General features: G+C 46.7%; 20 protein-coding genes and 4 pseudogenes. 6 read left to right on the top strand and 18 right to left on the bottom strand.

Annotated elements, in window-relative coordinates; all coding sequences use genetic code 11:
• Positions 1 to 166: pseudogene (locus Xkoz_RS23075) on the top strand (ISAs1 family transposase); the annotation flags it as partial.
• Between the two features lie 584 nt (positions 167 to 750).
• Here the strand turns inward: Xkoz_RS23075 and Xkoz_RS14790 are convergent.
• From Xkoz_RS14790 to Xkoz_RS14720, 14 genes and pseudogenes are all read right to left on the bottom strand, one after another.
• Positions 751 to 3501 carry a conjugative transfer ATPase gene (locus tag Xkoz_RS14790; RefSeq protein ID WP_099142894.1) on the bottom strand — a complete coding sequence of 917 codons (2751 nt, stop codon included), beginning with the start codon at positions 3499 to 3501 and terminating at the stop codon, positions 751 to 753.
• Positions 3501 to 3902, bottom strand: a complete 402-nt coding sequence (locus Xkoz_RS14785; RefSeq protein ID WP_099142893.1) for a TIGR03751 family conjugal transfer lipoprotein — start codon at positions 3900 to 3902, stop codon at positions 3501 to 3503. Before Xkoz_RS14785 ends, Xkoz_RS14790 begins: the two co-directional genes overlap by 1 nt.
• Entirely contained in the window at positions 3890 to 4114 is a 225-nt protein-coding gene (locus tag Xkoz_RS23070) for a hypothetical protein (RefSeq protein WP_244183485.1), read from the bottom strand. The genes Xkoz_RS14785 and Xkoz_RS23070 overlap by 13 nt, the downstream gene beginning before the upstream one ends.
• Positions 4115 to 4245: 131 nt before the next feature.
• The gene (locus Xkoz_RS14775; protein ID WP_244183484.1) at positions 4246 to 5715 is read right to left on the bottom strand and encodes a TIGR03752 family integrating conjugative element protein; all 1470 of its coding nucleotides are present in this window, start codon (positions 5713 to 5715) and stop codon (positions 4246 to 4248) included.
• A gap of 9 nt (positions 5716 to 5724) precedes the next feature.
• Positions 5725 to 7796: pseudogene (gene traD, locus Xkoz_RS14770) on the bottom strand (type IV conjugative transfer system coupling protein TraD).
• A pseudogene (locus Xkoz_RS14765) lies at positions 7793 to 8119 on the bottom strand (integrating conjugative element protein); the annotation flags it as partial. The pseudogenes traD and Xkoz_RS14765, both read right to left, overlap by 4 nt.
• Positions 8025 to 8459 carry an NAD-dependent epimerase/dehydratase family protein gene (locus Xkoz_RS14760; RefSeq protein WP_099142891.1) on the bottom strand — a complete coding sequence of 145 codons (435 nt, stop codon included), beginning with the start codon at positions 8457 to 8459 and terminating at the stop codon, positions 8025 to 8027. The pseudogene Xkoz_RS14765 and the gene Xkoz_RS14760, both read right to left, overlap by 95 nt.
• Positions 8456 to 9136: a phosphoglycerate mutase family protein gene (locus tag Xkoz_RS14755; RefSeq protein WP_099142890.1), complete on the bottom strand. Its 681-nt coding sequence runs from the start codon at positions 9134 to 9136 to the stop codon at positions 8456 to 8458. Before Xkoz_RS14755 ends, Xkoz_RS14760 begins: the two co-directional genes overlap by 4 nt.
• 390 nt (positions 9137 to 9526) lie before the next feature.
• A complete protein-coding gene (locus tag Xkoz_RS14745; protein WP_099142888.1) occupies positions 9527 to 9919 on the bottom strand; it encodes a hypothetical protein in 393 nt (130 codons plus the stop codon).
• Positions 9920 to 9978: 59 nt separating this feature from the next.
• On the bottom strand, positions 9979 to 11481 hold the full coding sequence (locus Xkoz_RS14740; RefSeq protein ID WP_099142887.1) for a zinc metalloprotease: 1503 nt from the start codon (positions 11479 to 11481) through the stop codon (positions 9979 to 9981).
• 20 nt (positions 11482 to 11501) lie between these two features.
• The gene (locus Xkoz_RS14735; protein ID WP_099142886.1) at positions 11502 to 11933 is read right to left on the bottom strand and encodes a hypothetical protein; all 432 of its coding nucleotides are present in this window, start codon (positions 11931 to 11933) and stop codon (positions 11502 to 11504) included.
• A 319-nt stretch (positions 11934 to 12252) separates the two neighbouring features.
• Positions 12253 to 12407 (bottom strand): annotated as a pseudogene (locus Xkoz_RS14730) (ISAs1 family transposase); the annotation flags it as partial.
• A gap of 111 nt (positions 12408 to 12518) precedes the next feature.
• Complete coding sequence (locus Xkoz_RS14725; RefSeq protein WP_099142885.1) at positions 12519 to 13385, bottom strand: DUF817 domain-containing protein; 867 nt, start codon at positions 13383 to 13385, stop codon at positions 12519 to 12521.
• Positions 13386 to 14279 carry a LysR family transcriptional regulator gene (locus tag Xkoz_RS14720; RefSeq protein ID WP_099142884.1) on the bottom strand — a complete coding sequence of 298 codons (894 nt, stop codon included), beginning with the start codon at positions 14277 to 14279 and terminating at the stop codon, positions 13386 to 13388.
• A 108-nt stretch (positions 14280 to 14387) separates the two neighbouring features.
• On the opposite strand from Xkoz_RS14720, the gene Xkoz_RS14715 reads away from it, so the two are divergent.
• The 3 genes from Xkoz_RS14715 to Xkoz_RS14705 all read left to right on the top strand — a co-directional run bounded on the left by Xkoz_RS14715 (position 14388) and on the right by Xkoz_RS14705 (position 17165).
• On the top strand, positions 14388 to 15767 hold the full coding sequence (locus Xkoz_RS14715; RefSeq protein WP_099142883.1) for an MFS transporter: 1380 nt from the start codon (positions 14388 to 14390) through the stop codon (positions 15765 to 15767).
• Positions 15767 to 16180 carry a DUF4440 domain-containing protein gene (locus tag Xkoz_RS14710; protein ID WP_099142882.1) on the top strand — a complete coding sequence of 138 codons (414 nt, stop codon included), beginning with the start codon at positions 15767 to 15769 and terminating at the stop codon, positions 16178 to 16180. Before Xkoz_RS14715 ends, Xkoz_RS14710 begins: the two co-directional genes overlap by 1 nt.
• A 118-nt stretch (positions 16181 to 16298) precedes the next feature.
• Complete coding sequence (locus tag Xkoz_RS14705; protein ID WP_099142881.1) at positions 16299 to 17165, top strand: AraC family transcriptional regulator; 867 nt, start codon at positions 16299 to 16301, stop codon at positions 17163 to 17165.
• 556 nt (positions 17166 to 17721) lie between these two features.
• On the opposite strand, the gene Xkoz_RS14700 is transcribed toward Xkoz_RS14705, so the two are convergent.
• Complete coding sequence (locus Xkoz_RS14700; protein ID WP_099142880.1) at positions 17722 to 18336, bottom strand: helix-turn-helix domain-containing protein; 615 nt, start codon at positions 18334 to 18336, stop codon at positions 17722 to 17724.
• A 408-nt stretch (positions 18337 to 18744) separates the two neighbouring features.
• Between Xkoz_RS14700 and Xkoz_RS14695 the strand changes: the two genes are divergently transcribed.
• Both Xkoz_RS14695 and Xkoz_RS14690 read left to right on the top strand, forming a co-directional pair.
• Positions 18745 to 19440 carry a helix-turn-helix transcriptional regulator gene (locus Xkoz_RS14695; RefSeq protein ID WP_099142879.1) on the top strand — a complete coding sequence of 232 codons (696 nt, stop codon included), beginning with the start codon at positions 18745 to 18747 and terminating at the stop codon, positions 19438 to 19440.
• A 13-nt stretch (positions 19441 to 19453) separates the two neighbouring features.
• Positions 19454 to 20743 carry a cytosine permease gene (locus Xkoz_RS14690; RefSeq protein WP_099142878.1) on the top strand — a complete coding sequence of 430 codons (1290 nt, stop codon included), beginning with the start codon at positions 19454 to 19456 and terminating at the stop codon, positions 20741 to 20743.
• Between the two features lie 10 nt (positions 20744 to 20753).
• Here the strand turns inward: Xkoz_RS14690 and iolB are convergent, their stop codons facing one another.
• The 3 genes from iolB to Xkoz_RS14675 form a co-directional block, all read right to left on the bottom strand.
• On the bottom strand, positions 20754 to 21605 hold the full coding sequence (iolB, locus tag Xkoz_RS14685; RefSeq protein WP_099142877.1) for a 5-deoxy-glucuronate isomerase: 852 nt from the start codon (positions 21603 to 21605) through the stop codon (positions 20754 to 20756).
• A 24-nt stretch (positions 21606 to 21629) separates the two neighbouring features.
• Positions 21630 to 22520, bottom strand: coding sequence for a myo-inosose-2 dehydratase (iolE, locus tag Xkoz_RS14680; RefSeq protein ID WP_099142876.1), 891 nt, complete (start codon positions 22518 to 22520; stop codon positions 21630 to 21632).
• Positions 22521 to 22581: 61 nt separating this feature from the next.
• Positions 22582 to 24486 (bottom strand): bifunctional 5-dehydro-2-deoxygluconokinase/5-dehydro-2-deoxyphosphogluconate aldolase, encoded by a 1905-nt coding sequence (locus tag Xkoz_RS14675; RefSeq protein ID WP_099142875.1) that lies wholly within the window; start codon positions 24484 to 24486, stop codon positions 22582 to 22584.

The raw sequence follows: 24486 nt of genomic DNA, 5'->3' as shown, positions 1-24486 counted from the left end.
ATCGGCTGAAATATTGGGATGTATGCGTCACATGAGTGTCAATATGTTGCGGGCAGAAACAACCAAAAAAGCCAGCATTCGCCGAAAAAGGCGGTTTGCGAGTATGGATATTAACTATTTGGATAAGGTCTTAGTCGCAGGATTTAAGGCGTTAGGCAAGAAGTGAACATTCACGCTCTTGCCCTGTTTCATCAACCTTTCATGATGGATACGTCATAAATGAATTTACAATTGCTTGTCATGGATTAGCTGTTTTTAATGGGAGGCCGGAAAGTCTTGCAATAAACAATCAACTCTGGACTTACGACACCGTGGCCAGATACATTCAGTCAAACACAACGGTTAAGCCATTGCATAGGATCCATATTCTTGCTTGCAATTCAGCGAATTATGATATTACCTCTCTCGCAGCAAAAGTGTCAGGAATAATACGAGATACTGAAGTTAAAGGGTATGTAGGTTCAGTTTATATAAATTTCAGATATGACGATATTTATCAAAAATATCTACACAATGAGAGTAACAGAGCTTCTGTCGAGCGCTATCTTGAACACGTTGGAAACAATCGAATTCACACCAATAATGTTCCTCACTATTACTGCATTGTATTCAAAAATGGCATTATGGAAAGGCAAGAGCACTTATGAAATTGAAAAATATTATGTACAGGATCTACAACCCTATATCCCCCTTAATGACGAGGGGGAAATGCCTCTTTCTGTCTCGTTTCAGAATTGATCTTAAGCCTATTCAATGACCGGTGTTCAACCCCCGCGCCACATCCATTTTTCTGGCCACCAACACCGCCGCTTCCAGCTCACTGCACTGGTGTGCCCGCATTAGCGCCCGCCGCTCGGCCTTTTCTTCTTTTTCCGTCATGCCCAGCGCCAGATAGAGGCTCGGGGGCACCACCCGAAACAGTGCCTCAATTTTTTTCGCCAGCACCACGCCTTCGGTATAACAGCGCGGGAGTTTACTGGCGGAGAGCAAGACGGCTTTTTGTTCTTCGGTCAGTTTTTTGAAGCGGGCGATTTGCTCCACTTCATCCGGTGGCATGGTGAGACACAGCCACCATTCCGCCATATTCAGCATTTTCTCCGCGGTGTCCGGGTAGTCGGCCAGGTTTTGCGTCGCCAGCCACAGCCAGGCTCCCAGTTTACGCCACATCTTGACGACTTTGGTCATATAGGGGGAGAGCAGCGGGTTGGTAGTGGTGATATGCCCTTCATCAATCACCAGTTGCAGTTCTCTGTCCTGATATTGGTCGCGTTCGGCCAGGTTATTGACGCTGTTGATGAGTGACACCATCGCCAGGGCCATTTGCGCCGAGTAGTTTTCCCGCGCCAGCGTGCCCAAATCAATCAGGGTGACATCCACTTCCGGCCACGGGGTGCCGGGTCGGTTAAACAGTTCCCCTTCAAACCCCTGGGTAAACATCGACATGGCGCCGGCCATTTCATCCGCCCGTGCCCGGCGGTGTGCGGTGATGAACGGCTGGCCGTGTTCATCCTGCCGGTGATTGCGGGCGATGGCATACAGCGCATTTTGTAAGTCCGAGGCCAGCATCTGGTGTCCCTCAGCAAAGCTGGTGTGGGCTGCCATCATAATGGCTTCACGAATTAATCCCCGATCCGAGCGGGTCAGGCGCTCTTCCTCTCTTTTCTCACCGCCGGTGATCATCAGCCGGGCGGCAATTTCCATTTCCCCCAGAATATCGCGCTGTTCATCGCCCTCATCCTGCCCCTCATCGCTGTCCGGAATATCCGCCTCATTAATCCGCAACTGGTCAGGGGTCAGTTGCAACAACTGATGCGCATCGGCAAACAGCGCCAGACTCACCCCACAGCCCGGTTTGATGCCAATTTTATTGACCGTCAGCCCCAGACTTTCATAATAATCGGCCAACAGGCCAAAGCTGTTGCCCGCTTCGACAATAAACAAACGCGGTCGGTGTATTGCCATCAGTTGCACCAGCGAGGCACACAGGGTGGCGGATTTACCGGCGCCGGTCGGACCAAACAGCAGTAAATGGGCGTTCTGGGTGCGATCCTGTTTGTTCATCGGATCGAAGGTCAGCGGTGCCCCGCCCCGGTTAAAGAAGCTGAACCCCGGATGGCCGGTGCCGGTTGAACGGCCGCTGACCGGCAGGAGTCCCGCCAGATGCTGAACCCAGGTCAGGCGGCTGTACCAGTGCTTTTTGTCTTTCTGCGGGTTAAAGCCCATCGACAGGGCACGCAGATAGGCATTCAGCGGGGACACACTGAATGCCGCTCGCACGGGCTGCAATCCGGCGGTCAATAACGTTGAGGAAAGCTGGTGCACCCGATGTTCCAGGTCAGCCACATCCTGACCGCGCACCAGACAGGTCAGCGCACTGCGGTACAGTTTATGCCGTCGTCCCAGCAGTTCTTTTACTTCCTGAACATCCTGCCGGACGCGGGCCGATTCGGTATTCTCCCCCACCGCATTTTTTGCCAGCCGGGTAAAACGCTCTTCCAGTGTATCCTGGGCCTGCGCCACGATGGTCAAAGAAACCACGGTGCCTTCCGGCAGCATATCCATCAGGGCGTTGATATTATCGCCCCGTTTGACTTCCCCCGTCAGCGTACCCGGTGCCGGCGGACGGCGCAGGCGTTCAACCGGCACCGCGGTGTGCGGCAGGCCATCAAACCACCAAATGCCCTGGTCAGGATCAGAGACTGGCGGCGTAAACCACAGGCTTTCGGCAAAGTCATTACGTACCGGGAGATCGTGCGGCCTGGGCGTTTCATAGCGCACCGTGTGGTAAAAATCGGCTTTTGCCATGCCCCAGTCCGGTGCCGGGTTAAAATGACGTAACAGCCAGCCGTGAATTTGCCCGCCATGTTGCCGAATAGCCATGACCCCGGCAGACGCCAGCGACGACACCAGACGCTCGCAGACCTGATTTAGCGCGGCAACCGAAGCGAGGGTTGGGGTGTTGGCCTGTGATTTGTGAGCAGGCAGCCAGCGATAGACGACCATCCGCGTCTGGCGCTGCTGCCCCCGCCACGGTTGCCCGGTGATTAAGCTGTCGTGAAATATCCCCGCCGGCAGGGCAATGCTGTTCAGGTGGCGTTCCGATTCCGCCAGAAACGCCTGTGTAAAAGCGCTACCTTGCGCCCACGGTTTAATATAGTCACGTAACGTGTTGAGGTAACCGGTAGGATCATTCTCATCCTGACAAAAAAACTGCACCACCCACGGCGACATATCGTCTTCCTCCAGGCTGTCCTGGATCGCATCTTCCAGTTGATCGCGGATTTCAATCAGTCGTTCCATGGGACGCCCTTCGGTGGCCACCGGTTCAATCCGATAGACCGCACCCACGGAAACTCCGTCATCCAGCAACAGGCATTGCCCGTCTTCCAGATATTCCACCCAGGGCAGGTAGTCGATGATGGAGGGGTTCGCCCGGTAAATCGCGGCTTCATCGGCGTCACGCAACTTGCCGGGGCGATGCAGCGGTTTGGGTTTTTCCATTACTGTGCCTCCGTGCGCTCACCCGGCAGGGCATACTGCACCTGCTGATAAAACGGGAACACGGTACTGTAGCCCGGTATCGGCGTATTGCCTGCCGCCAGATGCGGGAAGACATACATCACCATATCGGGATTGGGCAGACGGGGAAATAACTGGCTGATTTCCTGCATCGCCGAACGGCTGTAATGGTCAGGTTCTTCCAGCGCCCGGTGCCGTTCGGTTTCAGTCAACGTTCTGCGCAAGGCGGTTCTTGCCTGTGCTACGCTATGGCCTGCCTTGTTTCCCTGCCACATCGCCAGCACCGTCTGCTCGCCGGCCGGGAGTAAGGTCTCTTTCGAGGTTGAACAACCGCCCAGCAAGCCTGCCAGACACAACACCATCGCATAGGTTATTTTCTGCATTCGTTGGTCTCCGTCGTGCCAATCGCGGTAAAGGTGGCAAATTCGGGGTGCACGGCCAGCTCGGATAAAGTAAAAGGCATCGGTTCCCACTGTTCAGGGTGCGCCCCTGCCTTGCCTTCAACCACCGCCTGCCACTGGGCGGTTGTCAGACGAAAGACGGTAAAATCACCGTCACCGAGCCATCGGCACTCCCGGCCCACTGAGAGAGACAACCGGGACACTTTTTTACGGACCGGCCGCCAGTCAAGCTGAACCGGTACGGGTTCAGCCTGTGGGGGACGATTAATTTGCAGGCAATAAGGTGGGTTGGCGATGAATAGCCATTGAGCAGAAATCTGTTCCATTAATCTAAGGCTTCCTGAGTATGATCATATTGAGTGGGTTCACTCATGTCGTAGCGCACCTTACGGCCTTTTGTTTCGTAATCCAGCGCCAGACTTTGGGTGATATGCACCACAACACGGGCACCGGGCGGCACGTAAACGGCATCGAATGTCTGGCGGTAGCGCTGCTTAAGCCATTCGCTCATCTCATTCATACCACCGGCCATCGCCTTCCCTAATGCCGCCTGGCCGGCGTTGCCCGTTAAAGCGGACGTGATGCCGCCTGCGCCGTTGGTTTGCGCGGTTTGCTGGCTTTCGTTCAGGGCGTTGCCGGCGGAATTCATCGCTGAGAGGGCAAACAGCGTCGGCAGATAAGTACTGGCGTTAGATTTGCGCTCACCGCTGATACAGGGAATGCCGTTTTCATCAGACAACCAGCCGATGCCGCGGGTGCCCCCGTTTTTGCCCTGACCGGCACCCGGCAAGGTGCGCACCGTGCCATCCTGAAACACAAATGTGATGGCATTGACCTGCCCGCGCACGCAGGCCAGTGTCCAGTCACCACTGGCTGAACCGGAAACCACTGCCCCTTCCACTTCCGGCAGCTCAATACCGTTGGCGGTCAGGTTGTCTTTGCCAATCAAAATCTTGAACGGATAGGGGTCTGTGACCGTGCCATTGACCGGCACCCGGCCGAGCAACGCAGTCATCGCCTGACTGCCCACCAGGGTGGCATTTTCCGGCAGGGTATAGACCGGGGTTTCGCTCTTTTCCTCAAGCGCGGGCGTGTCCTGCACTTTTTGCCCGGCTGTCGGTTGTTCGCTTAAAAAAGCAGTGGGATATTGCGGTGTCGATTGACCATTCCCCATCGCTTGCAACGCGGTCGGTTTTTCATCGGCCGGTGTGACCCAGATAATGTCATCCTGCCCGCTGACTGCGCCGGCAGAATACGGACTCCCAGCCAGCCCGGTGCCCAGTGGTATCTGATTATCCGGTGCCGACAAAGGCGTGGCATTTAACCGCTCCGTGAGCAGGTCAATCTGTGCCAGTAACCCCTGCTGCTCATCCTGCAACGTGCGCTGACGCTGTTCATCGTCTTGACGAATAGCCGCAACCGCCGCCTCGATTTGGCTGGCAACATCAAGGCTTTGGTGCTTTAACTGGTCATTTTCTTTCAGAATATCGGTATTCTGCTGGCTTAATTTTTTCTGCTCGGCACGCACTTTATTGAGAGCGCCTATCAGGGTACGCAGGGTAAACTCCGTGGATAAAAATTGCAGCTCCGTTTTCATCATCATTTGGCTGTGAGACGCGCCCTGTTCCGGCCAGAAAAAGGTCATCCCGACATATTCCAGTAACAGACTGAATAGCCATGACATCGTAATAAAACCAATAAGTTGCCACGGCCATGCCCATAACACACGATATAGCAGGCCATGCTGGCGAGGCGGCTGGGAAGGTGGGCGGGAGTGATTTTCTGACGGTGCCATGACGTGAAATTATCCCTTATCTTCCCACCAGGCTTCACGGGTGCGATAGTGACGCCGCATCAGTTCGGCGATTTTCTGCAAACTCGCGGGCATCAGGGCATCGTCGTCATCCCCGGTGGGCAAAGGCATGCGAATTTTCCATAGCTGGCCGCCTTCCAGCAGGGCAAATGCCTGACCTTTCGGCAGGTTAATCATCTCAGCCGGCGTCACCAGCGGTGTTTTGACGGTGCCGACCCGATCCTGCGTGGAGGAGGTAAAATCCTGTCCCTGTTCAACATCGGCGATATCAGAGTGCCCCGAGACCAGTGTTTTACTGTAGATTTCCACTTCGGGCAACTGGCTGGTGAGCAGTTCGGCCGTCCGGTTATCCCGTACCCGCAGCATCATCAGGGTATTGAAGTTACCAATCACCTGCGCGGTTTTGGCCGGACTGCCGAGACGGGCTTCGATATCCGATGAAGTTTGGGTATAGGCCGTGACCTGCATACCGGCGCCACCGCCTTTATTGATCAGCGGAATAAATTCATCCCCCATCAGTTCATTGAACTCGTCACAATGCAGGTTAATCGCCAGCTTGCCGTCATGGCGCACTGGCAAGCCGGCATTCATGCCATATTTATAAATCTGCCCCGCCACACTGACCAAGTCCGCAAACATGCTGTTGCCTACTGCCGAGGCCACATCGCTGTCAGACAGTGCATCCAGCCCGATATAGACAATGCCGTTCTTGCGGATCACCTGTTCCCAGTCGAAGATAGGGCGTAAATCAGACATATTGAGGTAATCCGGTGAGAGCAGTTCTGAGATTTTACCGGTGGTCAGTTTTTCCAAGAGCGGCAATAAGGATGCAACAATTTTGTCAAAATAGGTGCGGTCATGCGGTCATAACGCACGGCAGAGCGTAATCCATCCAGGATAGGGTCATAGAGTTGCTTACCCGCTTCTGAACTCAGCGTGATTTCCATCGCCCAGAGTCGCAACGCATCCGGCTGTCCCTGCATATTGCGCGGGATATCTTTTTCTTTCAGCTTGCCGAGGGACTGACGGATATGTTCCAGCAGGGCGGGCTGCCGGTCTGCCATTATTTTAGTGGCATACAACTGATACAGTTCACTGATATTATTGACGTAACGGGTGATCAGCGTGTAATCCGGCCGGTGCCCCAATGCCACCAACGCACGAGCGACAATATTGACAAACCGCCAGGCAAATTCCCGAAAAGCCGCACTGTTCCCTTCACCACTGAGCTGCCCGGCCAGACGAGAAGCCACTTCCGAGACCCGGCCAAACCGCCCGACCGCATTATAGCGTGCCGAGATTTCCGGCCAGCCCAGATGAAAGAGGGAAAGTGCATTGCTACGACCTGCCCGGTGCGCTTCCGCCCAGATGCGCCTTAACAGGTCAGCATCCCCTTTGGGATCGAAGACAATCACTACCTCGCCGCGCCGGATATCCTGCGTTATCAGCAACTCCGCCAGACGGGTTTTCCCTACACGCGTTGTTCCCATTATCAGCGTATGCCCGACCCGCTCGCGCAGATCCATAAACACGTCGGTTTCCTGTGGCTCAATACCGTGGATCATCGGATTACCGCCCACCGGTGGCAGTGGTCGCACCGGATTGAACGGGGAATCGTTGCGTAACAGGGTCGACAATGTCGGCCAACGGTATTCCGTTCGGCGCTCCAGCAAACGGGCAAGCTGATAAACCTTAGATGGTTGCACAAAGCGTTCGACTTCCGGTCGCCGCGTATCCTGCAAACGCTGGGTATGCTTTTGCTGCCAGCGAAATCCCCTGCCCAGAAACAAGCGCTGATGGCTGACGGGGATCTGTTTGGTGCTCATCTGGTAACGCGGCAAACGGCGCAGGTTTCGGCGATAGCGGATCACCTGAATGCCCTGCCACGTGCGTATCATCGCCAATACCGCAAAACCCCCTGCCATCACCTCACTGACTGACGGTGCCAGTGCAATCGCCCAGGGTGCGCGGATACAGATAAACGCGGCCACGGCTGAGACCACCGCGGTATTCAGCTCGACGGCAGGCCGTAACAGGGCTTCAACCACATAGCGGCGGCTCATGGTGATAGCTGCTGCGTGAGTGCGTTTTCAGTGATCAGCACCGGATAATGGTGCAGTTGCAAACGACGAGCCAGCTCTGAGCCGGAAGCCGGTGATAACAGGATATCCGGCGCTAAGGCGCGCAATGACTGTAAGCCTGCCATCTCACTGACATTGACGACCAGTCCCACGGCGTGTAATTGCTTGAGTCGTGCTGCATGTTGACTTAACCACCGGCGAGAGGCGGGATCATCCCCTATCAAAAACAACGCGCCAATGCCCGGCAGTTGCAGTGGCCGGCTGACGACTTCTCCCGGCGTGAGTTCCGGTGTCTTGACGGGCATCCGCATAGTGATGAACATTGAAAGCTTTGACCGTACTTAAATGCAGCAGGCGGTATTTCTTCCCGATATCAGGAAGTGACTCCACAAGCTGACGTGCAATGGTTTCATTGGCATTTCGTTGTTGCTTGATTTTTGCCAGTCCTACCCCCGAACAGTTAATGATGGCCACACAACTTTTCACCATTTCCTGCCAGGCGCTGTCGCCTAGTTCACAACTAAAAAACCCCTGATGCGGACGTCTGGTATAGCGTATTACGTCAAATTCTTGTTGCTGAATCAGATAGTCAGCCACTTTTTTGCCAATAAAACCGGTGGCGCCTACGATCAGGATCTTTTTCATTTTTCCCAAATCTCCGCGGTAAAACAACCCTGTTTAAACCTGTCTTTGACGTGGTAGCGATTTTTTTTCAAATGCTTTTTCAGGTAGTGCATTAGATAACCGTGTGAAACAATTGCCACATCGTCATGCTGTTCAAGAAAAGGAAGCAGTGCTTCAGAGCGTTGTAACGCATGCCCTATTTTTTCCTGTGCATGGTTCATTCTCAACAGCCAGGCTAATCGAGACAGTAAAAACCACGTCCTGATTTTCATTTTTAATAGCGGTAGTGGAGTGATTTCAAGCCCAACTTCCCGCAGTTCAGAATGAATTGTATAGCCATCAATGTGTCCAAAAACCAATTGACAGGTACGCTCTGCTCTACCCACTGGTGAACTGTAAACCACCGGACGTCTTGCCTTGATCTCTTGGAAAAGTGCAGAGGAAAGAAACGTTTCTATTTCCTGCTCTTCCACATCTTGTGTTTGATTATATTCCCTCAGCCGTTGCTGAGCCGTTTGGTAATTACATGATGAATAATCAATTTTAGGTGTTGCATGCCGGATTAATACAATCATATTAAATACGCACAAGTAATAATTAAATTGCCGACAAAGAACAGGAATGGCGTATCCCAAGTGTGTGGGGATTTCGCTTCTGTCAACGTCATCGCTAGCGGAAACTCTCTTGCTCAGCATCATAGACAAATAACGCTTTGAGGTAGATTTTTCGGGGGCTCTGTCGGTTTGAATTTTCAGAGCAAAACAGCCGGATCTGATATTTTTGTGTCTCCGCAATCACCGCGTCATGGAAATAACCGGCATCCAATAACAATTTGTCCGGATGATAGAGAGCCATCCAATACAGGTAACTGCTGCGCTTTGACAAATTGACGTTTGGTGTAAGTAGACGGTTCCAGTTTTCAAGTGAATAAGGTCATAAAAGATCTGCGCCTAAAGGAAGAGCACAGATTTTAATGGATAACATGAGCTTTTGCGACACCCTCGATAGGACGAGGGTTTACGGCAGATTTTGCTAAGTATTCTAATGCCTTATCCTCGAGTGTTCTTCACTAATGCGACAGAATCGAATCACCAAGCATCCGGCCCAACCCACAGAGATGTAATATAGTTATTATTATCGCATTCGGCATAAATTTTTTGGCCACTAGAAGCAGCAAAAATTGCCGTTGAAAGCAGGGATTTTCCTGCATCAGTATTGTTTAGATGAGCTGCCCAGAACCAGCTCTGACCACTTTTATTTTTAATTGTAAAGGCCAACCAATTTTTATTTCCCTTATATCCTGTGGAAACGGAAATAATATAGCCTGTAATGGATTTATTGCAGTTTATTGCATCATTCTTACCTGTAGAAACGGAGATATTTGGCTTTAATTGGCTGCCAGTTATCTTGTCTCCATTCCCCTCCGCTGACACACTGCAAGCAAAAAAACAAAATAATACGAACAAGTAAATTGATTTCATAGCAATTCATTCCTTTTCAATTAACCCGAATTCCTTATCAAAAATTCGGGTTAGTTAATTTATTCATATGTAATGTATTCAATTTTCCAGCTTATTACTTTTGGTTGTGATGTACAGGCACTAAAAAAACCATTATTAGTTTCTACGGTAAACGCACGATCAAGATCTGGTTTAATTTCCATGAAAGAGGGGCCTGTACTATAGTAACAAGTTGAATCAACATATGAAATTTTGGCTATGCCACTACCTTTATTTTCAAATTTCATATTATTAGTTGATGAGAAATTTGTTATTCTTGACATTGTGTCGTTTTTTTCTGCACTTCTAGCACTTATGGTGAGCTTTTCGTCATTGATTGATTGGTCATCATGTATGATTAATTGGAATTTATTATGTGACGAATAGTCTCCGCTGGAACAGGAACTTTCACTTCCATCGCATTTTAAACTCAGATTGACCTGACATCCATCCTTGCGGGTAAAGGTGGTATACCACTGACTATAAAAAATAAGCTCTATCTCGTCTGTGGTTTTAAGTTCAACTGTACAAATCTTAACTTTTGGTTTTGGCTTAGGCGTGGAATTACTCAACAATATACTGACAATGGGCACCATTGTTTTTGCTAATGGATGAACAATATTATAATCACAATCTGCATTATTTGAACGTTCACAAAATCCAGAAACCTGATTGAATAAAAACCTTCTTTCATGTTCTGATATAGAAATATTATTAATATTTAATGGCCTGCCAAGCTGTTGATGCAAAGTTAGTAAAAAATAAATTGGATATTCAAGCATTACTGGTGCTTGTGGAACATTACTCTCTAAATCTCTGTATACAGCAAAATCATTTAACCGACTAAACATCGGGTGAACATCTGTACTCGTAAGGTTTATCCCCCGGAGTACATCATCAGGATGACCCAACCCTAAAGCATGACCCATCTCATGAAGTACAAGCGCATATGTATAAATTCTTGCATACCTACTTAAATCAAGATCATCCCCCATTATGGTTTCCCAAGTGTCGTAAAGCCTGTTAGATACAGCAATGGTAGGCACAAAATATATTCCTGGTGACGTAATGCCATAATTAAATCTCATTTCATCATATTCATAGTAAAGAGGCATAGCAGTTATTGCGTCTAAATGTCCAAGATAGTAATTAGGCCGAGTTCTATCTAGCATAGTAGGCAACATTGTTTGTAGAATAAAATTAGGTTGTTCCCCAGATTGAATTATTCTGATAGTAAAATATGGATTCAGCACATTATTCCAATATTCTGCAGCACGGCGCATAAGTGGTTCGATCTGAACATCAGCTTGGAAATCTTCATATGTATATTGTATCGATAAATTTGGGTCGGAAAGACTATATCTTATCGTATTTCCGTAAGCCATCATGGGATTATAAATATTACCGTCTGTATCAAAAAAGAAACCGACAACCGAACGCCTTGGATCACCTTCGGGTAATGGCTGGCCAAATGCCATGAAAATAGAGGGTAAAAATGATAACATTGCAATTATGGCAATAAATATTTTCTTTATTAAATTCATAATATGCTCCCATTATCCTTTTACCAAGCATCTGGCCCAACCCATAACGAGTTAATATTTTGGTGATCTCCGACCGCCTCGCACTCAGCAAGAACTTTTTGCCCACTGGCGACAGCATATGACGCCAGTGTTTGTATGGATTTACCTGCATCTGTATTAGCATCATACTGTGACCAGTACCATTCGGGATTTTTTCTATTTTTATCAACCACGGTAATAGCGATATAATTTTTTATCTTCGGGTCTTTGTTATAACCTCCATACCCAATAGCAACAGAGACAACATAACCGAGGTAGGAAGACTGAGCGGTACATTTTTTTCCTTGCGCAAGTTGAGACGATTTTTCGTTGGCGTTAGGTTTTATTTTATAAATTTGGGTATATGCTGCTGAAAAAAAACTTAGGGTGAATAAAATAAAAACTCCTGACAGTATTTTTTTCATGATATTCATAAATAAGTCTCCGTTTTAATTTTATTAAAAATTTGTGTTATTGGCTTCACCTCATGGTCTTTGTAAAAACTGGAACGGAGCAAGTAACAAGTGAAATACGAGCGTTATCGTCTTTTGTATGTTCAATATAATTGAGTAAGCACCGAAAATAATTCGGGCTATGTTGGTGTAAACCGATAGTTGCATTTGACACCGCTTCTTATGTTGAGAAAGAGAATAAACCTATCATTACACATAATCAGAGATAAAGAATGAATATTTTTTAATAGATTTATGATGAAGAGTGAGTCACAGGGCGGGATTCCACTTTGTATTTAATTTAATCAAAGATAAGTTGGCTGCGGAATTCGCCTGACCAGGTGGCTCTTCGGCGTTTAGCCGCCTGACTGTATCCAAAGGAAGCGAACTAACATACCAACGTGGATCACGGTGGGAAGGTTGACCTTTGACACTTCGTTCACTGACCACGTGCAGGGCCTCAAACCATGTCCCTTTACCGGTTCGCAGGTTTTTTCTATCAAAAAAACTAACAAAACAGAGCCTTACTCCTCACGGCGCGAGGAGTAAGGAAATAGCGTGACTAAATTAACGGGCAATTGCCACATTCGTTTTGATATGTTTAAGGTGAACGACAATCGTAAAGGTGACAACCACCAATAATGACCATGCCCCCCATTTTCCTGCATGAACAACAGACCAAGCACCTAATTGATTCGGGTATTGCCAGATCCCAAAGAAAGTACCGAAGTTTTCCGCCAACCAAATAAAAAAGCCAATCAATATAAAAGCAAGTAATAGTGGCATCCTGCGTTCTCTATCCAACGGCGTATAAAAAACAGTACCACGTGCATACAAACCGAAAATAAAAGCGGTTAAGTACCAGCGATAATCGCCAATATAATGATGACTAAAGAAATTGATATAAATTGCCAGTGCCACCAGTGTTGCCATCCAATACGGTGGGTAATGTTCAATGCGTACCTTAAAAAAGCGCCATGACTGTATAATGTAGCTTCCCACGGCTGCATACATAAAACCGGTAAAGAGTGGGACGCCCCAAAGCTTGGTAAACGCAGCATCAGGATATTGCCATGAACTAATAGATGCGGATGTCTTAAATAGCTCCATGATAAAACCGACTAAGTGAAAGACGCAGATCGCTTTCAATTCATCCCATGTTTCGAGTTTTAACCAGATGAGTAATGTTTGGAAGGTCACCGCAAATACTAATAGTACATCATAACGCGGTATGCCCACGATGCCTTTTGCTGGAACCAAAAATAAAGCCAAAAAAAAGAAACCCGCAAATAGGCACGAGCGTGCATTAATCAATCCAAAGAAAAGAAACTCTAAAATAAATCGCTTAATACCTGTGCAGTTATTGGGCTGATGAGCCATTAAGAAGTTATCAACTTTACGCAGAATATTCAGTTTCTGGTACAGATTTTCCATTTAATTAACCTGTTGTTGTTTTTGAAGAAAATCAATCAGAGCACGTACCTTAGCGGGGATGTGACGAGTGTTGGGGTAAACCGCGTACACGCCCTGCGAAGGGAAATGGTAATCGGGTAGCAAGTGCTGCAATTCCCCGCTTGCCAGAGCGGGTCGGACAAGCCACTCCGGTAGCAGCGCAACACCACAGCCTTCCAGTATAAAACTCATCAACGCAGAAGCACTATCAGTTGAGAACCTGACGGGGCCAGTGATGGAAAAATCGATCTTTTGCGACCCCGGCCCCGTGACTTGCCAGCGTAAGGGGGACTGGAGACGAGTATGAATAACCCATTCCGCCTTACCCAATGTGTTAAGCGAATTTATCGGGTTATTTTTAATCCATTTCGGCGCGGCCACGGGAAGTATCGAAAAGTTGTCTATTAGCGCGGCGTGATAACTGGAATCAGCCAGTTTACCAAGACGAATGGCAACGTCGAAGTGCCCTGAAATGAGATCGGCATGATAGGAAGACGAAACGTGGCAAATACTCAACTCTGGGTGCGCCTGCCCGAATGCGACTAAGGCGGGAATGAGCATTGTCGTGCCATATTCTGGTGTGCTGGTGATCCGCAGTTCCCCACCAAATCCTCGGTGACTGAATTGTACATCGTTCACAATGTCTTCCGTTTCTTTCAGAAGATGGACACAACGCAGATAAAAAGCCTCCCCCGCTTGCGTCAGTGCCAGACGTCGGGTAGTACGTAGTAATAACGACACACCAAGCTCCGCCTCCAGTTGCCGGATATTAAAACTCACCACGGCTTTCGTTTGCCTGAGCGTGGTGGCTGCTAATGTGAAACTCCCCGCTTCGACAACAGCCACAAACATTGCTACACGCTGTAAGTTGAGCATAAATTTTCTGCTTACTGTCAAATATTTTTTGACAGTGTATCACTGGGGTGGTGCTTTATCCTTCCCATTACTGAAATTATATTGTTCATTTTTAACCGGGAAGAAAGTATGAATTATCGTAGTAAAGTCGCCGTCGTTTACCTTCTTGGCTTTTTCCTCGACTTAGTCAATATGTTTATCTCCAATGTTGCTTATCCCACGATAGGTAAGGAAATGCAGGCTTCTGTAGCAGAATTGGCATGGATCAGTAGTGGCTACCTATGTGGACTCACGCTTATTATCCCTCTCAGTGCGTGGTTAACACAGCGTGTAGGTGCCCGGCGGGTATTTTTACTTTCGTTGGCCTTATTCGCACTGGGAACGGCGGCATCTGGATTTGCATCTTCACTTGAGGAACTGGTTTTCTATCGAGTCGTGCAGGGCATTGGCGGTGGACTGTTAATACCCGTTGGCCAGGCGTTGACATGGCAACTTTATGCAAAACATGAACGCGCTAAACTGTCATCTGCAATTATGCTGGTCGCGCTACTGGCTCCTGCCCTATCCCCTGCTTTGGGGGGCGTGTTAGTCCAAACCTTCAATTGGCGCTGGGTGTTTTTTGTCAGCCTGCCTCCCACTTTGCTGACACTGGTGCTGGCTTTCATATGGTTACAGGATGGGATCTCGTCTGAGACAAATAAAACACTCGACCTCTCAGGTCTTGTCATTGGATGTGCTGGCCTGTTTCTTATCTTACTCGGAATGACAAAAATAAGTGAGGCAGGAGACACTGCAAAAGGCGCGATATTTCTCTTATCAGGTATCATTTTGCTGGCCTTTTTCATTATTCGCAGTAATCGGCATCCTGCACCACTTTTCAGCTTTCACCTCCTTTCTGATCCGTTGATGCGTTTCTCAATGCTGGTTTATCAGTTCGTGCCTGGCCTGTTTATGGGGGTAAGTCTGGTTGGCGTCATTTATCTACAAACATTTCTCGGTATGTCTGCCGCTGGAACAGGAGCACTAATGATCCCCTGGGCGCTGTCTTCATTTCTGGCGATCACGGTTACAGGCAAAACATTTAACCGTTTGGGTCCAAGGCCACTCATCATGACCGGTTGTCTGCTACAAGCGATCGGCATTTTATTACTTTCGATGGTGACCCATGACGGGCAAAACTCCCTATTGGTGGCGGCTTTTGCACTGATGGGGATGGGCGGGAGTCTATGTAGCAGTACCGCCCAGAGTAGTGCTTTCCTTGATATATCAACCACAGCCATGCCTGAAGCAAGTGCATTGTGGAACATAAACCGCCAGCTTAGCTTCTGCTTTGGTGTCGCACTGTTGAGCCTACAACTCAATCTGCTTACCCGCCACCTTTCACTGCAACAAGCGTATATGTGGACATTTTATACCGCAGCAGCCGGTGCTCTGATTCCACTCCTGCTCAGCTTGAGCATCAATAACCGAAATGTAAAACTTAATCTTTTATCAGAAGAGGAGAGCTAATGAACCAGTATATTAATGAAGTGTTGGCGGCTCATGTTGCCATTGAGAACTGGCTTGGCAAAGGCGAAGGAGATGTGCAGACACTCCTTGACCGTTTCAGCCGGGATTATTCAATGATCACGATAACCGGCGCGATGCTTGATCATGAATCGTTAAGCCGTTTTTTTGTTGCTCAACACGCAAGCCGTCCAGGATTACATATTGCCGTGGATTCGTTGTCTGTCTTGGGGGAGTGGGAAAATGGGGCTGTGATTTTATATCGTGAACAGCAGACCGAACCCGACAAAGCAACCACAGTGCGCTGGTCAACCGCTATCTTTAACCTTCAAGCAGGGACACCTGTCTGGCTTCATTTGCACGAAACATTACAGCCAAACATGAATAATGATGGGAATGCGGGATTAACCCAATAAATGAACCATCGCAACGATATTGGCAGGGAAATGAATGAAAAGGACAAGTCAGCAATAATTATCATGCCCTAATCAAGGAGGTTATATAACATCTCCTTGTACCCGATAGGTTAGATATATGACTATGATTAAACAACGATTGAACGCCCTTCTCCATTACATTGATGAAAATATTGATACACATATGAACGGAGAGAATTTGAGTCGTATTGCAGCTTGCTCTAAGTATCACTTTCACCGATTGTTTTCCGCGACTTATGGTATCGGTGTTGCTGCATATATCAGGCAAATTCGATTAAAGAGAGCTATTTATGAGCTGGCATATAACGATAGTTCAGTAATAGATATTGCGCTTATATGTGGATATGAAAGTCCTGAAGCATTCTCAAGGGCGTTCAAAAGTTCAGTTGGTCAGAGTCCTATTGAGTTCAGGAAAAAACCTGATTGGGCTGTCTGGTACAGACACTACCAAATCATAAATGAGATTAGGACTAAAATGATGAATGAGAAATTATCTTTTGTTGATGTAAAAACCGTCAATTTTCCAGAAACCACCGTGGCCGTTATGGAGCACAAAGGCTCACCATCAAAGATCGGTAATACAATTAGGACGTTCAAGGAATGGAGAATAAATCATAAATTATCCCCAGATCGCCACCGAACTTTTAATCTTGTTTATGCAGATCCCACAAACATTGATCCGAAAGAGTATCAGTTTGACTTGTGTGTCGAGGTTTCACCAAAATTTGAAGTTAATAATGCAAAAATCATATTAAAAACCATTCCATCAGGGAAATGTGCTCATATTAGATACATTGGCTCAGATGATGGAATCACTCCCATAGTCAATTACTTGTACACAAATTGGTTATCGGAGCACAACCAAGAAGTCCGGGATTTTCCGCTATTTTTTGAACGAGTAAAATGGTTCCCAACAGTGACTGAAGCCGAAGCTGTTACTGACATTTATCTGCTTCTGGCGTAAAAGACCCTACTTTATATCTTACAAGTTATTGCTATGTTAGCTTGCGATATATTGGCTTGAGAATAGTTCCAGCCTATTAGTTAGAGATCTCCGACTAAAAGGCTGGTGACTATAATAAGTGCAAAAAAATAAGTTTAGCACGCGAAATAATATTGCCCTGGTGCGGGCGAGTAAAATTATAATTAAAAAAATATTCTGTCTAAAAGGAGACTTGCGGCCCTAATCTAACATACAGACAAAATACAAATTTCAATCTATGTTTTGATAATGAAATTAATACATCAGACAAATGTAAAAATCAACACATAAAGATACAAATGTTGATTTTAATGATGAATATGGCTATATCATTATTTAATGACTCACAAATAAAAATCGACAAAAACACAATAATCAATTGATATTAAATGAAATATCTCATTGAAAAACATAGGTGCTTTCAATCGAAAAATAAAAACAGAAATATCATTTACCTTGTAAATAAAATGGTTATTGACCAAAAAAATTCAACCAATAAACATGAATTGTATTATTCTAATTATTAAACCCTAATAATTTATATTTTTTTCCTATATCCGAAACGTTCTTCCATGATATCTCCAATCACTATCCAATTATCCAAATTCTCTCTATTAGATTCATTTCTATGAAACTGTTTCTGTTTTAGATCGAAACAGAGTTTTGGCTTGTTATTTTGATAATTCCCTCTTTTTATTATTAATAAATCCCCTGAACTATATTTATCTGAAAAATCGCACTCAATTAAAATGGCAACAATATTAGGGCCAGTGCCAAAATAATAAGTCAGTTGCCTTTCAATAATCAGAGAACCTATCTTACCGTCCAAAAATTCGGGAGTCATGCATTCAGATTGCATGAATAATGGAACAGCACAGGGATTCATGTTGCCTTCATAAGAGACGATCCCGTCCAAGCGCTCCTTTTCTGCAATATCCGTTGATTCTATTTCACCATATGATATGCCAAAGAAATTGGAGACTTTCTGTATGGTGGAAGAGTGAACACTTTTAACCCTGCCATCTAAGATATTATAGAGGGTTGTACGGTTAAGTCCTGTACGATCGCAGAGCGATACTCTTGTTTCTCCTCTGGAATCAAGCAAATACTGCAAATTTTTTCTCAGGTATTCCATTTTTTGTTTTTTATGCATACTGATGCCTAGAAAAATATATAACAATCTAATTTATATGATCTTTTAGGTTAAACATTTATTATCAATACGCGAAAGAGTGAAAAACACTCTTGCCATCAAACAATAAAAATGGTAGCAGTTACTTTTTAGATAGAATTATTTAATGATATAATAAAATTATTTTACATAGAAAATATCATTTTAATAAATTATATTTTAATAAAATAGAAAAATGGATAGAAAACCGCATAAAAGCAGACAAAAATAGAGGGGATATGACTTATGTTAATATTTTTAAATTCCAAATTATCAATTATCTTGGGAAATTAACTTTGATGGATATAAAATCAATGCAAGTGGGAAAATAAATACAAACGTTATTATTTTCAACTAATAATCTACAATTATAAATTATATGAGATTGAGATGAGTTTATCCTATAAAAATAATGAACCCTATTTAAAGGGGCTAATTGCCATGATGGAACATCTCAGCGATCCTTGGGGTATTAAGGATTTGGAATCCAGGCATATCTATATGAATAAAGCGGCTTATCTTTACACCAACACACCAGAAGACTTTGACGTTGAAGGTAAGTTAGATTGTGAATTTCCAACTGATTGGTCTGACGACCAATTTTCACAAGACCTCAAAGAGCACGACCGAAGAACCGAGGAATCAAAAGATAGAGTTTCCATTATCGAAACACATTATTGGTATGGAAAAAACAGTTTGGCGCCTTTTATCAGTGAAAAATTTCCCGTGTATAACGATGAAAAAGAGTGCATCGGGATCGTTTGGAATGCCAAACCACTGAGTAGCTTCTCTCCTTTAAAATACATTAACCGCCATAAACCCAGCATATTGACGACAGAAGCGACCACAAATCTATTTACCCGCAGTGAACTGGATATCATCTTCTTAATGCTGCAAAGACGCTCAAATAAGGAGATTGCCCAAATATACAACGTTAGCCACAAAACGGTAGAAAATAGGGTTTATAACATCTATCAAAAAGCTAATGTTCATTCTATCCAGCAATTTGAGGAATTTTGCAGGCATCTGCAATTGGACAGCTATATTCCAGAGCGCCTAATTGAGAAAGGGGTCCTGTTTCTCTAATGAAATCAAAATTATGGTGGTAGTATCAAAAATTGAAAACGCCCCATTGAGCCGAGTGCCACAAACACAGCGTGTATCACTATTCAGCGTGGCTATCGTCCATATGGGTATGTTAACGGCATTGGATCAATTTATGCTTGGGGCTGTGCTCGGTGACGCTATGGCTCTGAGCGATGCCTTTATTACCATTTTCGTCGGCAGCCTAATCTTTGGCATTGTCACGTTCGGGCTAGGTTTTGCGGGGATGCGTGAAGGATTATCCGGCAGCCTGCTCGCTCGGTGGTGCGGTTTTGGTCGTATAGGATCAGTATTCATTGGCCTGGTTGTTGCTATCAGCTTATTAGGCTGGTTTGGTATCCAAAATGCTATTTTTGCCCATTCCCTTAATTTTGCTTCCGGCCATAAACTCGGATTTGGCTGGGCTGCGGCACTTTCCGGTGCTTTGTTGACAACACTGGTCGCCTTTGGCTTTAAAGCATTACGGTTTACCGCCAGGATCGCTGTTCCCCTGTTTATTTTGCTGGTTGCTTATATTTCCATCACCGTGCTATCCGACAGTACTGGTCAACCGTTGCATGAAATGATCAAATTATCCCATTCTGGTAATACCTTATCCATTAGTGCGGGTATCACGATTGTCGTGGGAGGTGCGATTGTTGCCAGCTTAATGACCCCTGATCTGACTCGCTACACCAAATCCGGTAAGCATGTTTTGGGGATCACCTTACTGACCATTATTGCGGGAGAATTCGTGATTAATGGCCTGGCCATTCTGATTGCAAAAGCCCTGAACACCTCAGATGTTGTCACTATTATGTCGCAAGCCGCAGGAGGGGCAGGGCTTCTGGTTGTCGTTTTCTCAACATTGAGGGTCAACGATTTGAACCTGTACTCTTCATCACTAGGCATTATCAACGCAGTAGAAGGCATCACTGGCAAAAAACTTCGGTATCCCCCAACGGCTATCGTCATTGGAATATTTGGAACGCTACTTTCTATTCTGGGGATACTGGAACGGTTTGTTGATTTCCTGACTGTGTTAGGGGTTATTTTTCCGCCCATTATTGGGATTATGTTGGTTGATTACTATCTCCTGCGTTCCCATCGCAAAGCGTTAGATGAGAGCCGGCAACAAGGCAGGCTTCCGCATGAAACACCAACTATCGGCTGGGCTGCCATTATTGCCAGTGTTATCGGCAGCGTGGTTGCCCTGGGGACAAACTGGGGAGTTCCGGCCATCAACTCATTATTGCTAGCGAGCTTAGCTTATGGGCTATTTAAGTTAGCTTATAAACGCAGTTAGCATCATGCCCCTATGATTTGCTCCCCAAATGGGGAGCAATAGCATGTTTTTCTGCATATTCTTTGCCATTGACCCATTGATGATCTTTTTCCCATTTAAATAACCACTTACGTGTTGGGCCAGCCATGACATTTAGGTAGTAGCTGTCATAACCGGCAATCGTCGCCACGGGGTGATATCCTTTTGGCACCATCACCACATCCTTGTTATAAACCGCCACGGTTTCATCCAACGAGCGGTCGTCAGTATAGACGCGCTGGACACAAAAACCCTGTGATGGATTCAGGCGATGGTAATAGGTCTCTTCCAAATAGGTTTCTAGCGGTTCGTTGTCAGTGTCGTGTTTATGGCTAGGATAGGAGCTGGTACACCCTTCATCGGTATAGACCTCAACAACCAGCAGGCTGTCCGCGGCTTGGTCATCCGGCAGAATGTTATGGACATAGCGTCGGTTATTGCCATGACCACGCTGTTCAGCCCCAATATCTCGCGGGGTTATCAGGCGGGTGGGATAGCGGCCTTTTCCTTTCGCCTGACATACCGCCAATTCAAGTTGCGTTTCGGCAACGATTTCCATCGTTTCATTGGGTGCAACATAGACGGCATAAGGCTTTTTACGCTCAAAGGGATCCATGCGCTCCCCGATTTTCTCAAATTGTTGCCCAGCCGTGACGACCGTCGCTTTTCCGGCCACGAGTACCAGACACGTCTCATTTTCTGAGGCGGGTAAGGTGATGGTTTCCCCCGCCCCCAGTTCATAAACAGCAAAATGAACATACTCCCAGTTTGCTGTTTTCGGCGTAATATGTTGCGTTCGCTTGTCCTGATCCGGTAAGTGATATTTTGACAGTAGCTTAGACATTTCACTTCCTCCCAATTTGTGCGTTTAAATCAATCCCGCTTCTTTGGCAAATTGATGCAAGTTGCGATATCCCATCGTGGCATAAGTCAGTGGATGGGCAACGGCGGGATCTTGCTCTGCTTCAACCACCAACCAACCGTTATAGCCATTCGCTTTTAAGATTGCAAAAATGGCCGGATAATCGATACAACCCGCTCCGGGCACGGTAAACACGCCACTCAATACCGCATCAAGGAAACTGGTTTTACGGTTTTTAACGTCTTTTAACACCTCCAGGCGAATGTCTTTGCAATGCACATGATTAATACGCCCGCACCAACGTCTTGCCACCGCCACAGGATCATCCCCCGCAAAAGTCAGGTGTCCGGTATCCAATAATAACCCCACTTCTTCACCGGTATTTTCCATCAGGTTATCGATATCTTCGGCACTTTCAATCACCGTACCCATATGATGGTGATAGGCAATCTGTACACCTTGTGACTGCGTATAACGGGCAAATGCTGTCAGTTTTTCACCATACTCCTTCCAACGCTCCGCCGGAAACCGTGGACGAAGATGCACGGGTTTCTCCTGATCACCATGAATGCAATACGTTACTTCGGCAAACACCATCACCGTCGCCCTTAACTCACGCAATAAGGTCAAATGGGGTTGAACTGCGGCAATCTCTTCTTCAACACTGTGCGCCAGCAGTCCACCGGAATACCAACCAGATACCAATTTCAAATCATGGGCGGCCAAAATGGGGCCTAAAGTTTGTGGCTGACGAGGAAATTTATTGCCCAGTTCAAAACCCGCAAATCCCGCTTGTCGCCCTTCTGTCAGGCAGGTTTCCAACGGTATTTCTGCCCCTAAGGACGGCAAATCATCATTGGTCCATGTCAGGGGGTTGATGCCAAGTTGAACAGCCATGAGGGTTCTCCTGTAAGGTGAAAAAGTGATGTTCTATTAGTTTTGTGATTTATTGACTTTGCTATCCACGCTGACGCCAGTCGTTAATTAGATTGTGATAGTTAGTTTTGACTTTCTGGATAAACCGTTCCTCATCAATTTCTCCCGCCAGCCATTGCAGTGACGGCTGTCCGAAGAGCGTTCGTCCAACAGCAAAACCTTTGACAATGGATTTACCGGCTGCCGCATTGAAACTGGCTTTTAAAATTGCTTCAGGGGCATCAAGGCCAAGGATCACCACCCCACGGCAATGGGGATCACGCTGTTCAATTAATACAGAAATGTGATCCCAGGTTGCAGATTGCATGGGTGGCAATTTCCACCAGTCTGGTTTAATACCAATATTGTAAAAACGCTGGAGTGCACGCAGATAAAACGCATCAGAATGGGGCATGTCTGCTGGCAAAATAACCTCAAGCAATAATTCATGACCAGATTGACAGCAGGCCGCATAAACTTCTTGCACCGTTTTTTCCTGTTGCAGACGCAATGGATGATTATCTTCTGGATGAAAGAATACTAAACATTTCACGATATGTTCTTGCGGCCAACTGATTAATTGGGAGCCAATATCACCATGTTCGAGACAAAGCGGTCGGGAGCCTGGCAGTTCAATCGGGCGAGCAATCCACAACCCTTTTCCCGTTGCGGCGTTCAGTACGTCTTGACCGAAGCGACTGTCACACAATATTCCCGTTTTTCCGGTCAAATGAGCTTCTGTGCTGACTTCCTGACTCGCGCGGAACAGAAGTTTTTTCAGTTGTGGAATTCGATCGAAGCCAGCATTGACCTTGCGCGCCATTTCCATAAATTGGAGACGATGGTCAAATGCCATGACACATAATTCATTCCATTGTTTGTGACGGCTGCCAACCCGATGCAGGTGGTTGAGATGTGGGTCTAAATCAGGGCGTGGTACTTCCGTTGCCCGCATTAGATAGTCATCCAACTCTGTTTTATCTGGCATGGCGGGAGCACATCCGTGGCGGGAAACAACCAAGGCCCCACAAGCATTGGCATAAGTACAAGCCTGCTCCCAACTTTCATTATTCAGGTAACCACGCAATAGACCGGACATAAAGGCATCCCCCGCCCCTAAAACGTTCAGAATGTCTACCTTAACGCCCTGTACGGTGATCCCCTCATCTAAGGTATCGGGAATATTGGCAGTAAATACCGAACAGCCTAATGCGCCACGCTTGCAAACCAATGTGGCAGTCGTGAGCGCGCGTATTCGACGCAAGGCTTCGAGCGTATCGGTAGAGCCACCAGCAATATGAAACTCTTCTTCGGTTCCCACAATTAAGTCAAACTGGGAGAGTACTTCCTGTAATTGAGCCGTGACTTGCGCTGAGGCGATATAGCGAGTTTCACCGTCACCCAGTGAAGTTAACCCCCACAATACCGGACGATAATCGATATCAATGACAGTGTTGACTCCATTACGGCGGGCATAAGCCAGTGCAGTCAAAACAGCATCACGCGTTTGCGGATGGGAAAGATGAGTTCCGGTAATAGCCAGACAACGGGCAGATGCAATATAGTCTTCGCTGAAATCATCTGGGGTGATCGCCATATCAGCACAATTATCGCGGTAAAAGATCAGCGGGAAAGTTGCGTTATCTTTAATGCCGAGGATGACTAAAGCCGTCAGCCGCTCTTTGTCGGTGATTAAATGGCTGGTATCACAACCAACCCGCTCCAATTCTTCACGCAAAAAGCGCCCCATGTGTTCATCACCCACCCTTGCCAGCATGGAAGATTTTAATCCCTGTCGCGCTGTCCCGTAGGCAACATTTCCCGAAGATCCGCCTAAGTACTTTGAAAAACTTCCCATGTCTTCCAGACGGGAACCAATTTGCTGACCATACAGATCAACCGCGATACGTCCCATGCAGATAACATCCCACGTTTTATGCTGCTCCAT

Source organism: Xenorhabdus kozodoii (assembly GCF_002632875.1).
GTDB lineage: Bacteria > Pseudomonadota > Gammaproteobacteria > Enterobacterales > Enterobacteriaceae > Xenorhabdus > Xenorhabdus kozodoii.
This window is presented reverse-complemented; position numbering and strand designations above follow the sequence as displayed.

Coding starts and splice junctions, on each gene's coding strand:
- Xkoz_RS14790 (WP_099142894.1), bottom strand. CDS start 3,501: ATGGAAAAACCCAAACCGCTGCATCGCCCCGGCAAGTTGCGTGACGCC.
- Xkoz_RS14785 (WP_099142893.1), bottom strand. CDS start 3,902: ATGCAGAAAATAACCTATGCGATGGTGTTGTGTCTGGCAGGCTTGCTG.
- Xkoz_RS14775 (WP_244183484.1), bottom strand. CDS start 5,715: ATGGCACCGTCAGAAAATCACTCCCGCCCACCTTCCCAGCCGCCTCGC.
- Xkoz_RS14760 (WP_099142891.1), bottom strand. CDS start 8,459: ATGAAAAAGATCCTGATCGTAGGCGCCACCGGTTTTATTGGCAAAAAA.
- Xkoz_RS14755 (WP_099142890.1), bottom strand. CDS start 9,136: ATGATGCTGAGCAAGAGAGTTTCCGCTAGCGATGACGTTGACAGAAGC.
- Xkoz_RS14745 (WP_099142888.1), bottom strand. CDS start 9,919: ATGAAATCAATTTACTTGTTCGTATTATTTTGTTTTTTTGCTTGCAGT.
- Xkoz_RS14740 (WP_099142887.1), bottom strand. CDS start 11,481: ATGAATTTAATAAAGAAAATATTTATTGCCATAATTGCAATGTTATCA.
- Xkoz_RS14735 (WP_099142886.1), bottom strand. CDS start 11,933: ATGAATATCATGAAAAAAATACTGTCAGGAGTTTTTATTTTATTCACC.
- Xkoz_RS14725 (WP_099142885.1), bottom strand. CDS start 13,385: ATGGAAAATCTGTACCAGAAACTGAATATTCTGCGTAAAGTTGATAAC.
- Xkoz_RS14720 (WP_099142884.1), bottom strand. CDS start 14,279: ATGCTCAACTTACAGCGTGTAGCAATGTTTGTGGCTGTTGTCGAAGCG.
- Xkoz_RS14715 (WP_099142883.1), top strand. CDS start 14,388: ATGAATTATCGTAGTAAAGTCGCCGTCGTTTACCTTCTTGGCTTTTTC.
- Xkoz_RS14710 (WP_099142882.1), top strand. CDS start 15,767: ATGAACCAGTATATTAATGAAGTGTTGGCGGCTCATGTTGCCATTGAG.
- Xkoz_RS14705 (WP_099142881.1), top strand. CDS start 16,299: ATGACTATGATTAAACAACGATTGAACGCCCTTCTCCATTACATTGAT.
- Xkoz_RS14700 (WP_099142880.1), bottom strand. CDS start 18,336: ATGCATAAAAAACAAAAAATGGAATACCTGAGAAAAAATTTGCAGTAT.
- Xkoz_RS14695 (WP_099142879.1), top strand. CDS start 18,745: ATGAGTTTATCCTATAAAAATAATGAACCCTATTTAAAGGGGCTAATT.
- Xkoz_RS14690 (WP_099142878.1), top strand. CDS start 19,454: ATGGTGGTAGTATCAAAAATTGAAAACGCCCCATTGAGCCGAGTGCCA.
- iolB (WP_099142877.1), bottom strand. CDS start 21,605: ATGTCTAAGCTACTGTCAAAATATCACTTACCGGATCAGGACAAGCGA.
- iolE (WP_099142876.1), bottom strand. CDS start 22,520: ATGGCTGTTCAACTTGGCATCAACCCCCTGACATGGACCAATGATGAT.
- Xkoz_RS14675 (WP_099142875.1), bottom strand. CDS start 24,486: ATGGAGCAGCATAAAACGTGGGATGTTATCTGCATGGGACGTATCGCG.